Consider the following 15767-nt stretch of genomic DNA (forward strand, 5'->3'; position numbering starts at 1 on the left):
CTGGTTGCCTTTGCGCCAACGCCCCTGCTAAGGTGCAGCGCTTTTATTACAGAGGAGTTCCGATGTTACCCCTACCTGACATACTGATCTGGGCAGCACTGGCACTGGCCACCCTGCTCTGTATGGCACGCCAACGCCTGCCAGGTTTCCTGCTGCTTGCTGTGGCTCTGCTGCTGGCGCTCTGGCTGGATCGCATCACCACGACCGCACTGCTGGTGACGCTGGCAGCCCTGCTGCTGGCCTGGCGTCTGCCCACCTTCTCCGGCCATAGCCGCCCCCTCGCATGGTCAGCCCTGCTGGCATGGGCGGTGGCACTGACCCTGCACCTGATCCCCGGTTTCAGCAATCTCAAGGTGCTGGATCAGGTACTGGCAGGCCCCGCCAGTGTGCCATTCAACATGTATCTGAACCTCGACAAGCCACTGCTCTTCTTTGGGCTGCTGCTGGCCTGTCCGACGCTGCTTGGTAAGGGAGGCGCTATCCGCTGGCGTCCGCTGGCTCTGTTACTGCTGCCGCTGGGTGCCCTGCTGGTCATCGCCTGGCAGTTGGGGGCACTGAAACCGGAAGTGGGTCTGCCCCACTGGTGGTGGCTGTTTGCACTCAACAACCTGCTGTTCACCTGCGTGGCGGAAGAGGCGCTGTTTCGAGGCGCTATTCAGCAGGGGCTGACCGAGCGTTACCGCCCCTGGATTGGCATCATCGTGGCCGCGCTACTGTTCGGAGCCATCCACCTGCCCGGTGGCCCACTGCTGGCGCTGTTTGCGACCCTGGCAGGCTGCTGCTACGGCTTGGTATTCCAGCTCAGCGGGCGACTCTCCGTGGCCATCCTGATCCACTTCGCCTTCAACTTCGCCCATCTGGTGCTCTTCACCTACCCGCTGGCCAGAGCCTGACGGTCAACTGCGCGGCGTCTTGCCCTTGAACGGCTTGACGCTGCGTTTGGCCTGAGTACGGCGATTGGCCTGCTTGTCACGAGGGGGGCGTTTGCCCTCCCCGCTGGCAGGCTGGTCGGTGACCGGGAATCCCGCCAGATCTCCCAGCGGCAGCTCGCGGCCGGTCAGGGTGCGGATGGCTTGCAGCATGTCACTCTCGCCATGACAAACCAGCGAGATGGCCAACCCCTCGCGGCCAGCCCTGGCGGTACGCCCGATGCGGTGAACGTAGACAGGGGCACTGGCGGGCAAGTCCAGATTGATCACCAGCGGCAGCGCCTCCACATGGATGCCGCGCGCCATCAGGTCGGTGGCCACCAGCACCCGCACCCGACCCTCCTTGAAATCATTGAGCGCCTGCTCGCGCACCGCCTGCTCCTTCTCGCCATGGAGAGCAGCCACCGCAATGCCCGCCTTGGCCAGCTTTCTGGCGACCCCGTCGGCATCATCCCGCGCACTGATAAAGACCAGCACCTGCGGCCACGCCTGCTCCTTGAGCAGGCTGATGAGCGCCGGCACCTTGCTGCTCTTGTTGACCAGATAGAGTCGCTCTTCGATCTCGTTCACCACGCTGTTGAGGGGTGTGGCCTCGATACGGGTTGGCTCACGCAGCAGGCCGTTGGCCAGCGCCTCCAGCTCGGCAGGCAAGGTGGCGGAGAAGAACAGGGTCTGGCGATCCGCCGGAATAAAGCCGAGCAGCGCCTTGATGTCGGGAGCAAAGCCCATCTCCAGCAGGCGATCCGCCTCATCCAGCACCAGCAGCTGCAGACCATCCAGCCCCAGCAACTGTTGGGTCAGCAGATCCCGCAACCGCCCGGGTGTAGCCACCAGCAGCTGTGGCCCCTGCGCCAGTTCGGCCTGTTGCCGCTCCTGCGCAACGCCCCCACACAACGTCACGATGCACAATCCCAGCGCCTCGGCCCCCTCTTTAAGCGCGGCAGATACCTGAATCGCCAGCTCGCGGGTTGGCACCAGCACCAGACCCTGCACCTGGCTGGAGGCAGGATCCAGCCGTTGCAGCAGCGGCAAACCAAACGCCAGCGTCTTGCCGCTGCCGGTCTGGGCCAGTGCCAGCAGATCCTGCCCCGCCAACGCCGCCGGAATCGCCAGCTGCTGGATGCGGGTCGGCGTCTGCAAGGTGGCGGGCAAAGAGGCCAGCAGAGCGGGATGGAGGGCAAGTTCGCGAAAGGTCATGGCGCTACGTTAACAAAGAGAAGTGGGAGGCGAAGTCTAGTGAGCGGGGGCCGAGAAGTAAAACCCTATCAATGATGGCCAGGCCAAGGGGGGGATTGCAACGGGCTGACTACACTTGAGCTGACCCATCACAGAGAAAACTGTCATGACCAGACACATCCCCATCCTGCTGCTGACCAGTGCGCTGCTTGGCAGCATCTCGCTCGGCCTGTCCGGCAGCACGGCGAGCGACAGTGCGGCCGAACAGGCCAAACCGGTGCGTACTCTTAACGCGCATCTCGGTGAGCTGCCGGGACTGATCAATGCCGACAAGACAGGACCTTTCGTTGATTTAGTGCGCGCCATCGACGATCTTCATCCCGATGTGACCATCAGGATCACCATCTATCCCATCGCCCGGGCCATGGCCGGAGTGATCGCTGGCAAGGCAGATCTCGGTCTGCCCGCCATCCGCAATCTCAGGGAGGTCGATATGCTCCCCTACCGTTTCAGTACCCGCAGCTTTGGCAAGGTGGCCCATGTGATTTACAGCAATACGGCCCATCCGGTCACCACAGATATGGCCTATGGCATAGTGCCCACCAAACGGGATCTGCTGATTGAAGCCGTTCCCGACTATATGCCCTTCTCGGTACAGCGCTCGATGAGTATCGAGCAGTCACTGCGCAAACTGTCTCGGGGTCGCATAGACGCCTTTGTCTGGGCACAAGAAGAGGCGGACCTGATGCTGAAAAATCTGAAGCTGACCAATATTCGCCGTGAATTCTTTGGTGATTTCGAGGATGTCTTCATCATCCAGAAAGGGGGGAGCGGGGATGAAATAGACGAATTTTTAAGTCGTTCCATTGAGCAACTCGCCGCCACCGGCAAACTGGCCGAGATCTACGAGAAGATCCACCGCCCCTATGTGGAGTGGCAACCCTCCCCACCCGCCAAGGCTGAACCGGCGACCACCCCGCCCGCAACACCCTGAACAGACAATTCCCGCATAAAAAATCCCGCCGAAGCGGGATTTTTTATGGCTTGCAGCCTTACAGCACGGCCAGCGCAGCGGCGTAGTTCGGCTCGTCGGCCACTTCTGCGACCAGCTCACTGTGCAGCACCTTGTTGTCACCATCCAGTACCACGATGGCGCGAGCGGTCAGACCGACCAGCGGGCCGGAAGAGAAGGCCACGCCGTAATCTTCCATGAAGGCCGCACCGCGCAGGGTGGAGAGAGTCACTACCTTGTCCAGACCTTCGGCGCCGCAGAAGCGGGACTGGGCGAACGGCAGATCGGCTGAGATGCACAGCACGACAGTGTTCTCCAGCGCGCTGGCCTGCTCGTTGAACTTGCGCACAGAGGTCGCGCAGGTTGGGGTATCGACGCTCGGGAAGATGTTCAGGATTTTGCGCTGACCGGCAAAGCTTGCCAGGGTCACGTCGGAGAGATCCTTGGCCACCAGAGAGAAGGGCTTGGCTTGCTCACCGGCGACCGGGAAGTGACCAGCGACGGAAACCGGGTTGCCTTGCAGAGTGACTGAGTTGCTCATGTGTTATGTCCTTTATTGGTGTAGTAAAAATCCGAGTGATCAGTATAGGGGCGGCGAGACCAGACAAACACCCGCGAAGACAAGGGATATAAAGGGGTTGACCTTGGACTTAACACCAAGGTTTAGACTTCTTCTCGGTAATCAGGGATCTCGCAGGGGCGGGATCCATCAAGAGGGACTCATCATGAGCAAATCCTGCTGCAATCATCAGCACGCAGCCCCCATCAAGGCCGTCAGCAAGGCGGCCTCTGGCCAGAGTGAACATCACCACGATAGCCACTGCTGCGACAACACCACGCCCGTCAGTTGCTGTTCAACCCAGACGCCTCATGAGCACGCATCCCGTGACGGCAATGAATCCCCCGGGGATGAAGAGCCTCCCCGGGGAGGCTGTCACGATCAAGCGTGCTGCAGCGCCTCCTTATCACCAGCTCACGAGCATGAGCATGATATGCCCCCTGCAGACCCGCTGGTTGCGCCGGTGCAAGGCAACAGCCGCCACAGCTGGCAGGTATTGGGGATGGATTGCCCCAGCTGCGCCCGCAAGATCGAGACAGCCGTCTGCCGGGTGAGCGGCGTGCAGCAGGCACGCGTGCTGTTTGCCACCGAGAAGCTGGTAGTGGATCTGGCCCCAGGCCTCTCCCCGGATCCCGTCACCGCCGCTGTGCTGGCTGCTGGTTTCCAGCTCAAGGGTGCTCAAGCCACCAGAGCCCACACAATCACAAAGGGAGCAACACGCCAAAGCCCGCAGCTAAACACCCTGGGCAAATATTGGCAGCCCCTGTCACTGGCCAGTCTGATGCTGGTCGCCGCCCTGCTGCCGAAAGAGCTCGGTCAGCCACTCTTTACCCTGGCGACCCTCTGGGGGCTGTGGCCCATCTCCCGCAAGGCGTGGGCGCTGACCAAAAGCGGCTCCCCCTTCGCCATCGAGACCCTGATGACGGTCGCCGCCCTGGGCGCCCTGTTTCTCGGCGAAACCGCCGAAGCGGCCATGGTGCTGCTGCTCTTTATGCTGGGTGAACATCTGGAGGCCTACGCCGCCGGACGCGCCCGGGCCGGAGTGACCGCCCTGATGGCGCTGGTACCCGACAAGGCGCTGCGCATCCGTACCACTGCCGAGGGCGAGGTGCGGGAAGAGGTAGCTGCCGATGAGCTGCGTCCCGGCGATATCATCGAAATCGCCCCAGGTGCCCGTCTACCTGCCGACGCCCGCCTGCTCGATGAACTCGGTGCGTTTGACGAAAGCGCCCTGACAGGTGAGTCTATTCCGGTGGAACGCCGTCAGGGTGACAAGGTGCCGGCCGGTAGTCTGGCGGCCGATCGGGTACTGCGCCTTGAAGTCGTCTCCGAGCCCGGCAACAACGCCATCGACCGCATTCTGCACCTCATCGAGGAGGCCGAAAGCCAGCGCGCCCCCATCGAGCGCTTTATCGACCGCTTCAGCCGCTGGTATACCCCGGCCATGATGCTGGTTGCTCTGCTGGTGGTGGTGGTGCCGCCCCTTGCCTTCAGCCAGAGCTGGGACGAATGGATCTATCGCGGACTGGCGCTGCTGCTGATCGGCTGCCCCTGCGCGCTGGTCATCTCCACCCCGGCAGCGGTCACCTCGGCGCTGGCAGCCGCCACCCGTCAGGGAGCGCTGATCAAAGGGGGGGCCGCACTGGAGCGACTGGCCCATATCGATACCGTCGCCTTTGACAAGACCGGCACCCTGACCCTGGGCAAGCCGCAACTGACCGAACTGGTGAGCCTCAATGGCCAACCGGAGGCCGAGTTGCTGGCACTGGCGGCTGCCATCGAGCAGGGCTCCCACCACCCGCTGGCCCGCGCCGTGGTCGCCAACGCGACCGAACAGGGGCTGACGCTGGCGGAGACTCGCGACCTGCGTGCCCTGCCGGGCATGGGGGTTGAGGGACGCATCAACGGTGAGCTGTGGCAACTGCTGGCACCGAGCCGGGTGGCGATCCTGAATATGGAACAGCAAACCCGGATTGGTTCGCTGGAACGGCAGGGCAAGACCGTTGTGGTGCTCTGCCAGAGCAGCGATGCTCAGGCGTTACCGGTTGCCCTGCTGGCCCTGCGGGATCAGATCCGGCCGGAAGCGGCAGCTGCGCTGCAAGAGCTCAACCGACTCGGGCTCAACAGCATTATGTTGACCGGCGATAACCCCCGCGCTGCTGAGGCGATCGCCACCGAGCTGGGCATGGGCTGGCGCGCCGGTCTGCTGCCGGAGGGCAAGGTCAATGAAATTGCCAAGCTCGCCAGCTCGCAGAAAGTCGCGATGATCGGCGATGGCATCAACGATGCCCCCGCCATGAAGCGGGCCAGTATCGGCATCGCCATGGGGGGCGGCACCGATGTGGCGCTGGAGACGGCAGATGCGGCGCTGACCCACAACCAGCTCGGCGGTATTGCCGCGATGATCCGGCTGTCGCGGGCGGCACTGGCCAATATTCACCAGAATATCGCGCTGGCACTGGGGCTGAAGGCCATCTTCCTGGTCACCAGCCTGCTCGGCATCACCGGCCTGTGGATTGCGGTGCTGGCCGATACCGGCGCCACCGCACTGGTGACCGCCAACGCCCTGCGCCTGCTGCGCAAGCGTTAAGCCAGCCGATAGCATCCCAGCCAAAAGCCGTCCCCCAACCGGGACGGCTTTTCTTTTTCCTCTCATTTCTCTCACGGCACCCCGTAAAAGAAAAAGCGCGCCTGCCGGTCGGCAGTCGCGCTTTGCTTACTCTCTCGGAGTTATCCCACCCTTGGCAAGGTGGAATTCAACCCGGGGGCGCCGAGCCATCCCCCGGACTCAATGGCTTGCTTACTTGACGCTGCACTCCTGAATGACGGCTGTGCCCGCCTTGACGCCAGCCGGGTCAACCTTCACCAGCACACTCCACAACCCCTGCGGCAGGGTGATGCTGTTATTGGCACTGCCCCCCTTGGAGAAGGCGAACGAATAGCCGGTTTCAGCGTTCACCGCGCCGCCACCGTTGAGCAGGTACTCCTTGCTCCAGTCCTCGTTGGCGACCTTGAACTCGGTGCTGCCAGCGTAGTTGAACGCCGCCTGATAGATGGCGAGATCGCCGTCCATCCCCTTGTAGCTCAGCTGGTACTGAGGTTGGGCTCCCCAGCCGGAGAGCTCACCCTTGACGAACAGGTTGTAGCCAAGCGGATTGCCCGCCACCGTATCCAGCACCTTGCAGCTCTGCACAGGCTCGGTGAAGCTGACGCTCAGGGTCGGTTTGTCCTTGTTCATGGCGGTAAAGACAAACTTGTAGCTGCCTGCCTTGGCCAGATCGAGCCCGATATTGCCGGTTTCTCCCCCCTTGCAAAGGGTCAGCGGAGTGCCAACCACCAGCTTGTCACCGGCGTTACAGCTGCCGTAGTTGACCGGCCCCCAGCTGGCGTCAGCGATCTTGACGCTGGTGGTACCCAGCTTGTCGGTGCTCACCTCGGTAGTGAACTCGTACATAAAGTTGCCGCTGAAGGTCATCTGGTTGGTGTTGCCCCACTCATCGAGGAACCCCTTCAGATAAACATCGGTGTTGCCAAACGGTGGCAGGGTGCTCAGGTCGGTCTTCTTGCTGACCGGCAGGCCCGCACCCTGTGCACCAGACTGCGGCTTGACGAACACAGCGGCAGACCAGGCCCCCAGCGTCAGCTGGCCGTTATCATAGGCGGCGCCGCTGGCGATGCTGTCGACTGCGCGATGCTTGCTGCTTAGCACCATACCGCTCAGATCGATCGGCTGATCGTTACCGTCACGGAAGTCGCCGATGCTCTGGCTCTGGTTGCTGGCGTTGATCATCACCACCAGACCGTCGATGGCCGGATCCAGATCCGCTCCGGCACTGACGCCATCATCCACCGTCATGACGATAAGGCCGGGCACCTGATCCGGGCCGGTATTGCGGAAGTCGACCCGCTTGATCACCTCGGCGCCACTGCCCAGACGCAGCAGGCGGGAGGAGTTGCGCAGCTCCGCCAGCTCCTGATAGAAGCTCACCATCTGCGCCATCTCGGCCGAGCCAGGCTTGGCATGCTTGCCGAGCACCTGCTCGATCAGTGGATAGTTGTCGCCATCCTTGTCCTTGCGCGGCAATCCCTTGTCGAAGTTGTTGTCGCCCAGGGTGTAGTCGACCTTGTTGTACCAGTCGCCCGAGTCATAGCTGTCCCGCTCCATGGATTTGGAACGCAGCAGCTCGACACCGGCGTGGGTGAAGGGAATGCCCTGACCCAGCATGGCAGTCGCTAGCGAGACCCCCTGCATCCGCACCAGATCGGCTCCGGCAGGCGCCTTGTAGATCAGGTTGTCGAACAGGGTCTGGTTGTCGTGCTTGTCGACATAGTTCTGCACTTCCACCGGATCCTGGGCATAACCGGCAGGCTGACCGTTGTAGTCGATCTCGGCGCCTTTCTTCGGCATGCCATCCTTGTCGGTCAGCACGAACTCCTTGAGGTTGCCCGCCATGCCGAGCCGCACCAGATCGGACTGGTGCAAGGCCGTCGCCAGATCCACCTTGCTCATTTCGTTAGGATCGACGAAGGCACCGTTGCCAAAGCCCTGGGTCTTGCGAATGGTATCGCCACCGTCGAACGGACTGCCGCCGCGCACCGCATCGCGCAAGCGATCGGAGAAGGAGCCGATACCGGTACCGCCCAGATGCTTCTGGGTAGCCTGCACGAAGCGCTTGTCATCCTGCACTTCGCCGAAGTTCCACCCCTCGCCGTAGAAGTACATCTCGGGATTGACCTTCTTCACCGCGGCCAGCGCCTGCACCATCTGATCTTTCGGATGGTGGCCCATCAGGTCGAAGCGGAAGGCGTCGATCTTGTAGTCGCGCGCCCAGGTGACCAGGGAGTCATCCATCAGCTTGGCAAACATGGCGTGTTCCGGCGCCGTGTTGGAGCAGCAAGTGGAGTTCTCCACCGAGCCGGTCTCCGGATTGAGGCGCTGATAGTACCAAGGCACTATCTTGTCGAGCACCGACTTGGGGCCGAGCCCGGATTCGTTGGTATGGTTGTAGACCACATCCATCACCACGTTCATGCCGATGTTCTGCTTGATGGCCTTGACCATCTCGCGGAACTCCAGAATACGTTTGGTGCCCTCGGCGTTGGTGGCGTAGGAGCCTTCCGGCGTGGTGTAGTGGTAGGGATCATAACCCCAGTTGAAGGAGTCGACGCCGCGCAGGTAACCGGATAGCTCCTGCACCTGCGGATTATCCTTGCTGTCGCCCCCTTGCAGGTCGGCCAGCACATCTCCCACGGTCTGGCCGCCACCGCAATAGCCACCAAATTTGGATGTTTTCACATCCGGATTGACCTGACAGAGCTTGCTGAAGTCATCGCCGAGATTGGCCACCTTGGCCGGATCCTCGTTGACGGTGGCGATATCGAACACCGGCAGCAGGTGCAAGTGGCTGACGCCGCTCTTTGCCAGCGCTTTCAGATGGTTGACCGGTACAGAGTCGGGCTGGGTCAGACCGACAAACTTGCCGCGCTTCTCTTCATCGGTGGAGGCATCGTTGCCGGTCAGGTCACGAACATGGGCCTCATAAATAGTGATGTCGGCGGGGTTCTGCTGGCTGTGGGGCGCCTTGAGGCTGTCCCACCCTTCCGGTTTCAGGGCCGGGTCCTCGAGATCCACTACCTGACTGAACTCGGAGTTCATCGCGAGGCTCAGGGAGTAGGGATCGGTCACCTCGTAGTGCTCAACCTTGCGGCTCAGCGGATGGTAGACCTCCATATCGTAGCGATAGAACTGGCCGATCAGCTCGCTGCCCCCTTCATAACTCCAGCTGCCGCTGGCGCTGTCAAAGGTCATCGCTACCTCGCCACTCTTCTGGTGGCTGGCGTTGTAGAGGGCCAGCTTGACCGACTTGGCGGTCGGCGCCCAGAGACGGAAGGTCACCCGATTGCCCTCTACCACGGCGCCATAGCTCAGCTTGGTCGCCTCGGGAGCATAGAGCGCATCGAGGGCGCCGGCGCTCTGCACCAGGGTGGCTCCTTGCAGGATACCGTCGGCATCGGTGCCGATAGCCACCAGCTCACCCTTGAGCAGGGGCTTGAGATCTTTCCCGGCAGGCAGGGCAAAGGCGGCCGCATCCTTGAGGTGCGGATATTTGGCCTGCTGCTCGGCAGTCAGGCTGGTCGCGGTCAGGCTGATATAGGGGAAATCGAACACCCCATCGGCATTGGCCTTGATGGTGCCCGAGTCGGTGTAATAGAGGCGAACGTGGGGCTTGTCCTTGCCCCCTTGCCAAATCAGGGTATTGCCATCGATCAAATGAGCGCTGGCCCCCGCCACGCCAAAGGCGGCGGTAAAGGCTTCGGCACGGCTGCCAAACAGATCTTTCTTGCCCGCGACAATGGCCACGGTGCGATCCGGGTGCTCACTGAAGATCACCTTCATATCGCTGCCGGTCAGGTTGGCCAGATCGCCGTTGCGGGCGATAAAGTTGATGCACCCTTCCACCTTGTTGAGCGGAACGACCCAGGCCGGACCAAAGCTGTCGGCGGTGGCCGGTGTCTTGCTCTTGTCATCCCACCCGGTATTCAGGCCGCTATCTGCCGTTGCCTTGCAGGCGTCGTTGTTCCAAAGGTGCAGGCTGTAGCTGTCAAACGGTGCCTTGGCGCCTTTGGCTGCCGACTGGGTATCCACCAGTGCAATGACCACCTGATTGTCGCCGGCAACCAGCAACTCTTTCGGGGGATCCATCTTGGGCAGACGAGCGACAGGCCCATCGGTGACTTCAGGTGTAGGCGGTGTAGGGGGGACGGGGTTCACACCGGAGGCATCAGAGCTGTTGTCATTACAGCCAGACAAAAGCGCGAGCAGTGAGGCTGTTACCAGCGCCACTTTGGTCTTTTTCATATCCATATTTTTATAATTCCCGCTGTAGTTAGTCTCGATAGTCGAGCACCCGGTCATTGCCAGGCGGTGCCATATTAATCAGCGGTAATCGATTCAAATGTGAGCGAGAGGGCAAAAAAACCATCCAGTTTCAACAAGATAACGTTTTCAGACTGAAACTTCGATCCGGCTCACAGACCTCGCGGCCATTTGGCCTCATATCTGGAAAACGGCAGTCACGGGGTCAGAAAAGCAATGTCTGATCAAGTGGATAGACAAGGAGTAAGCAATGAAACGGATTGAAGAGCAGGCAAGACGACTCGATCAGGAGTATCAGGCGATCGGGCAGCTGTTCGACCAGTTCTGCCAGCAGGCAGGCGCCCTGGCCGAACAGTATCACTTCTTCAACTGGCCCGATTATGAAGACTCACCCCCGCTGAGCCGCGCCTTTACCCTGCTGGGGGAACCCCGCGAACTGCGGCTGCGCTGTCAGCCCGGTGAGCGCTCCGCCCTCAATGGCCTGATCCAGGTGGTCTCGGAGGATGGCACCATAGATGCCAGCCTCGGATTTCGCGCCGATGGCCAGTTGCTGCTGGAGTCCGGCAAACTGCTGGACAACCCGCCCGGACTGCTGCTCAAGTTGCTGCTCGGCGCAATCTGGCAACACAAGCCGCAGGCCGATCTCTCACAACAGGAGATCTAGCTGCGGAGCCAACTGTTGAGTCGTTCTGGCTATTGTGGCCGCAGCACGCATCCACAATAGCCTGTGTCGAATGAAGGCGTGGTGGATTTACACCAGAGCATCACTCCTCGCTACGCCCAGCCCCCCGGCAGCAAATGTCCTGCTACTCCGGTTGCAGCGGTTCCGCCACCTTGCCCTCCAGCTTTCTGACCGGCTTTTGCAGGATCAGGTTGGCCGGATAGGTGACCAGATCGCCGTTGTCATCACGCACCCGCACATAGAAGAGGCCAATCTCGGTGATGACGCCGGTGACCGAATCATCCTTGTCAAGGATGCGGATCCGATCGCCAATCTTGTAGGGGAAGGCAAAGAAGATGGTGATGCTGGCGGTGATGTTGGAGAGGATCGACCACTGGGCCACCATGGCGACCCCCAATACCGCAAAGAAGGAGGACGCGAGCACCACCAGTCGGGAGAAGTCGAGCCCCCACACCCCGGCCAGCACCAGCAGGGTGGCGCAGCCGAGCAGGAAGTGGAACACATGGGCCACGTAGAGCACCCGGTTCTCGCTCACCTGCCTGCTCTGGCCGAGCGCCAGCAGGCTCTTGTGAATAAGCCGCCGGATCAGGGTATGACCCAGCAACAGCAGCAGGGTCAGGCCAATTGATTGCCACATGGGTTATGCCTCCTTACCACCAGCGCCGATGTTTGAGCCAGATAGCCAGCCCGCTTGCCAGCGCCACCAAGGATCCGCAGAAGACCCAGAAGGCGGTCGGATTCTCGGCCCCGGGGATACCGCCGAGGTTGATGCCAAACAGACCGGTCAGGAAACTGGCCGGCAAAAAGAGCAGTGCCATCACCGACATCTGGTAGGCGCGGCGGTTGGTCGCCTCTGCCATCAGATTGTTGATCTCGTCTGCCAGCACGGCGGTGCGCGCCACTCCGGCATCGAGGTCATCGAGCCAGCGCCGCAGCCGGTCGGCGATATCGAGCAGACGGCGGCGATCATCCTCATCCAGCCAGCTGATCTTCTCGTTGGCCAGCCGCGCCACCAGATCCCGCTGCGGCGAGAGGTAGCGGCGGATCATGATGAGCTGCTTGCGGATCAGCGCCAAGCGGCCATTGGCGGGCATGTCGCGCATCAGCACCATCTCCTCCAGATCGAGGATCTTGTCGTGCAGCTCCTCGACAAACTCCCCCGCCCGATCGGTCAGGGCATCGCAGATCTCCACCAGCCAGTCGGCCGGGGTATCGGCGCCGCCCCCCAGCTTGAGCTGGTTGAAGACATCCTGTTCGGAGAGCAGCGGACGACGACGGCTGCTGATGATGAGATCCGGGGTGATGAAGATGCGCAGCGCCACCATCTCTTCGGGCCTGTGATCCTTGTTATGGTTGATGCCGCGCAGGATCAGCAGCACCGTCTCCCCCATCCGCACCAGCTTGGGACGATTGCTCTGGCCGAGCAGCGACTCCCTAGCCGCCTCGCTGAGCAAGGGGGTCTGCAACAGCCAGCGCGCCGAATCGGGATTGCCGTAATCCAGATGCAGCCAGCCGGGATGTCCCGCCGGGACTTCGCTTCCCGCCGTCAGCGGCGCCATGCCACCCTTGCCATCCAGGGTCAGGGCATAAATCACTTCACCGGGCACCCGATCCATCTCGTCTCCTTCTCGTTTCATGTGCTGGCCCCAGCTTACACCAAAGGCGGGGCCGACTCAGCCCCGCGCCTGGAAGGGGAGGCCTGTGTTAACATGGCCGCTCTCGTTTTCCATCCGCTTTCACTACAGGAAACCATGCCATGCCCATCTGGGTTGATGCCGATGCCTGCCCCATTCCGGTCAAGGAGATCCTCTACCGCGCCGCCCACCGCGCCCAGGTCGTCACCACCCTGGTGGCCAATCAGGGATTGCGGGTGCCCCCCTCGCCCTTCATCAAAACCCAGCAGGTGGAGAAGGGATTCGATGTGGCTGATCATGTCATCGCCCAGCAGGTTCAACCCGGCGATCTGGTGATCACCGGCGACATCCCCCTCGCCTCCTGGGTGATCGATGCCGGTGGCGAGGCGCTCAATCCCCGTGGCGAGATCTACACCCGCGAGACCATAAAGGCGCGGCTCGGCATGCGCAACTTTATGGAAGAGCTGCGCTCGGCCGGGGTGCAGACCGGCGGCCCGGCCCCCCTCAATGCCGCCGACAAGCAGCGTTTTGCCAATGCCCTCGACAAGTGGCTGGTCAAAGGCAAGTTATAAATAGGCTATAAAGGCGCCCAATTTGGGCGCTTTTTCGCCGTAACATCCTGATTTTTAAAATAAGAGCTGACCACAACCGTCAGGCTGGTAAGATGCGCCGCCATCTTGTCCACGCCGTAATCATCATGACCGCCCAAGGGCACCTGCTCTTCTCCGTTACCTGCACCCTGATCGCCCACAAACTGCAGCTCACTCCGGCGCTGGCCGATGCCAGCCTGTGGCAGACAATCCCTGCCGCGCTGGCCAGCGCCCTGTTGCCCGACCTCGACCACCCCAAATCGGTGCTGGGGCAGCGCCTGCCGTGGATCTCGAAACCTCTGTCGCGGCTGTTCGGCCATCGCGGCTTCACCCACAGTCTGCTGGCGGTCGCCGCCGCTGTCTGGGGGCTGAACCAGAGCCTGCCGCCGGACACCCTGCCCATGGGGGTCAAGGATGCGCTGATCGTCGGCTACCTCAGCCATCTGCTGGGGGACTGGCTCACCCCGGCGGGCATTCCGCTCTTCTGGCCCATCAAGCGCCGTTACCGCCTGCCGGGCTGGCCGCTGCGCAGCGGCGGTGCCATCGAAACCGGCTTTTGCACTCTCACCTTGCTGGTCGCCGGCTGGTGGTGCGGCTGGCGGCTGTGAGCCAGAAACAAAAAAGCCCCTGACGAGGTCAGGGGCCCAAGCAGTGGTGCGAACCACTAGAGGATCAGATCATGATGCCTGCGATAACGGCAGAGAGCAGGCTGACCAGGGTAGAACCGTAGACCAGCTTCAGGCCGAAGCGGGAAACCATGTTGCCCTTCTCTTCGTTCAGCGCTTTTACCGCACCGGCGATGATGCCGATGGAGCTGAAGTTGGCGAAGGAGACCATGAAGATGGAGAGGATACCGACGGTGCGCGGAGAGAGCTCGGCAGCCACCTTGCCCAGATCCATCATCGCCACAAACTCGTTGGTCACCAGCTTGGTCGCCATGATGGAGCCCGCTTGCAGCGCTTCACCACTCGGGATGCCCAGGATCCAGGCGATCGGGTAGAAGAGGTAGCCCATGACGAACTGGAAGTTCACGCCAAATGCCATCTCGAACAGGTAGTTGATGAGGGCGATCAGAGCGATGAAGCCCACCAGCATGGCACCCACGATCACGGCAACGGTGAAACCGGCCATGATGTACTCGCCCAGCATCTCGAAGAAGTTCTCTTTCTTCGGCGTGTGGTGCTCGTCACCTTCGGCAATGGCCTTGATGTCGGTCACGGAGTTATCCGGCTCGTAGGGGTTGATCAGAGAGAGCACCACAAAGGTACTGAACATGTTGAGCACCAGCGCGGCGACCACGTAGCGCGGCTCGATCAGCTGCATGTAGGCACCGACGATGGACATGGAGACGGTAGACATGGCCGTCGCCGCCAGGGTGTACATCTGCTTCTCGTTCAGGTGCGGCAGGATGTTCTTGAGGGCGATGAAGTTCTCGGACTGACCGACGATCATCGAGCTGATGGCGTTGAAAGACTCCAGCTTGCCCATGCCGTTGATCTTGGCCAGCACGGTACCGATACCGCGGATCACCAGCGGCAGCAGGCGGATGTACTGCAGAATACCGATCAGCACGGAGATGAAGACGATGGGCATCAGCACCATCAGGAAGAAGGAGAAGGCCCCTTCGTTGACCAGACCACCGAACACGAAGTCGGTACCCTGTTTGGCAAACTCCATCAACTTGGTGAAGCCGGCGGCAAAGCCCCCCACCACCGCCAGACCCACTTCCGAGTTCAGCATGAACCAGGCCAGCGCCAGTTCGACCACCAGCAGTTGGCCGATATAACGCAGCTTGATCTGTTTCCAGTTGTGGCGGTTAGCCAGCAGAGAGAGAGCGAGGACCATCACCAGTCCGAGCACAAAGTGAACGTATTCCATACCTGTAGCACCTGAGTAAATTGTAATTTTTGACCGGCGCCATCATAGACATTTGCACATTTAAAAATCAGATAGCCATCACAATCCCGCGCAATATTATGGAGGCAGGATAATACAAACGTTTTTAAATTAATTGTGCAATGAACTGATATTAATCGCGCAACATGGAAAATATAAATTCCTTTAAAAACATCATATTGAGTAAGGCTGGCGCCGTTTTTATGTTCTTTGAAAATATTTCATCAGCATTTTCGCAACATTCCCTATGGCGCAATAACTACTCGTGGAATATTTTCCAGTCATTATATTAAAACACTGAAAATAGAAAACGTTTATCCGCGATAAATAATTAGATGTGTGTTTGAAGAATAGTCCTTATTACATTGTCAGTGCTCGCCCGCGATCGGTTTGGCAACAAATGAACCTTTCA

Annotated in this window: 12 protein-coding genes; 6 read left to right on the forward strand and 6 right to left on the reverse strand. The window is 60.8% G+C overall.

Translation table 11 applies throughout. The features are described 5' to 3' along the window. Window positions 1–62: 62 nt before the first annotated feature. The gene (locus G5137_RS17945) at window positions 63–893 is read left to right on the forward strand and encodes a CPBP family intramembrane glutamic endopeptidase (RefSeq protein ID WP_227341890.1); all 831 of its coding nucleotides are present in this window, start codon (window positions 63–65) and stop codon (window positions 891–893) included. Between the two features lie 3 nt (window positions 894–896). On the opposite strand, the gene G5137_RS17950 is transcribed toward G5137_RS17945, so the two are convergent. Next, the gene (locus tag G5137_RS17950) at window positions 897–2126 is read right to left on the reverse strand and encodes a DEAD/DEAH box helicase (RefSeq protein WP_421255746.1); all 1230 of its coding nucleotides are present in this window, start codon (window positions 2124–2126) and stop codon (window positions 897–899) included. A 145-nt stretch (window positions 2127–2271) separates the two neighbouring features. Here G5137_RS17950 and G5137_RS17955 point away from each other — a divergent pair, with 145 nt between their 5' ends. Then, the gene (locus G5137_RS17955; protein ID WP_100646827.1) at window positions 2272–3099 is read left to right on the forward strand and encodes a transporter substrate-binding domain-containing protein; all 828 of its coding nucleotides are present in this window, start codon (window positions 2272–2274) and stop codon (window positions 3097–3099) included. Between the two features lie 58 nt (window positions 3100–3157). On the opposite strand, the gene tpx is transcribed toward G5137_RS17955, so the two are convergent. Further along, window positions 3158–3658, reverse strand: a complete 501-nt coding sequence (gene tpx / locus G5137_RS17960) for a thiol peroxidase (RefSeq protein ID WP_005341463.1) — start codon at window positions 3656–3658, stop codon at window positions 3158–3160. Window positions 3659–3842: 184 nt separating this feature from the next. On the opposite strand from tpx, the gene G5137_RS17965 reads away from it, so the two are divergent. After that, a complete protein-coding gene (locus G5137_RS17965) occupies window positions 3843–6266 on the forward strand; it encodes a zinc/cadmium/mercury/lead-transporting ATPase (protein WP_421255747.1) in 2424 nt (807 codons plus the stop codon). A gap of 210 nt (window positions 6267–6476) precedes the next feature. On the opposite strand, the gene pulA is transcribed toward G5137_RS17965, so the two are convergent. Further along, entirely contained in the window at window positions 6477–10541 is a 4065-nt protein-coding gene (pulA, locus tag G5137_RS17970; protein WP_421255748.1) for a pullulanase-type alpha-1,6-glucosidase, read from the reverse strand. Between the two features lie 262 nt (window positions 10542–10803). On the opposite strand from pulA, the gene G5137_RS17975 reads away from it, so the two are divergent. Further along, entirely contained in the window at window positions 10804–11217 is a 414-nt protein-coding gene (locus G5137_RS17975) for a hypothetical protein (protein ID WP_216952830.1), read from the forward strand. 142 nt (window positions 11218–11359) lie between these two features. Here G5137_RS17975 and G5137_RS17980 read toward each other — a convergent pair whose 3' ends face one another. Further along, on the reverse strand, window positions 11360–11872 hold the full coding sequence (locus G5137_RS17980; RefSeq protein WP_005354921.1) for a mechanosensitive ion channel domain-containing protein: 513 nt from the start codon (window positions 11870–11872) through the stop codon (window positions 11360–11362). A gap of 13 nt (window positions 11873–11885) precedes the next feature. After that, entirely contained in the window at window positions 11886–12851 is a 966-nt protein-coding gene (gene zntB, locus G5137_RS17985; RefSeq protein ID WP_162506411.1) for a zinc transporter ZntB, read from the reverse strand. A gap of 140 nt (window positions 12852–12991) precedes the next feature. On the opposite strand from zntB, the gene G5137_RS17990 reads away from it, so the two are divergent. Both G5137_RS17990 and G5137_RS17995 read left to right on the forward strand, forming a co-directional pair. Then, complete coding sequence (locus tag G5137_RS17990; protein ID WP_124928468.1) at window positions 12992–13441, forward strand: YaiI/YqxD family protein; 450 nt, start codon at window positions 12992–12994, stop codon at window positions 13439–13441. 125 nt (window positions 13442–13566) lie between these two features. Next, window positions 13567–14067 (forward strand): metal-dependent hydrolase, encoded by a 501-nt coding sequence (locus G5137_RS17995; protein ID WP_041234360.1) that lies wholly within the window; start codon window positions 13567–13569, stop codon window positions 14065–14067. Window positions 14068–14131: 64 nt separating this feature from the next. Here the strand turns inward: G5137_RS17995 and G5137_RS18000 are convergent, their stop codons facing one another. Continuing rightward, entirely contained in the window at window positions 14132–15337 is a 1206-nt protein-coding gene (locus tag G5137_RS18000; RefSeq protein WP_005363118.1) for a NupC/NupG family nucleoside CNT transporter, read from the reverse strand. Window positions 15338–15767: the final 430 nt, after the last annotated feature.

This window comes from Aeromonas sp. 600282, from assembly GCF_049175755.1.
GTDB lineage: Bacteria > Pseudomonadota > Gammaproteobacteria > Enterobacterales > Aeromonadaceae > Aeromonas > Aeromonas veronii_A.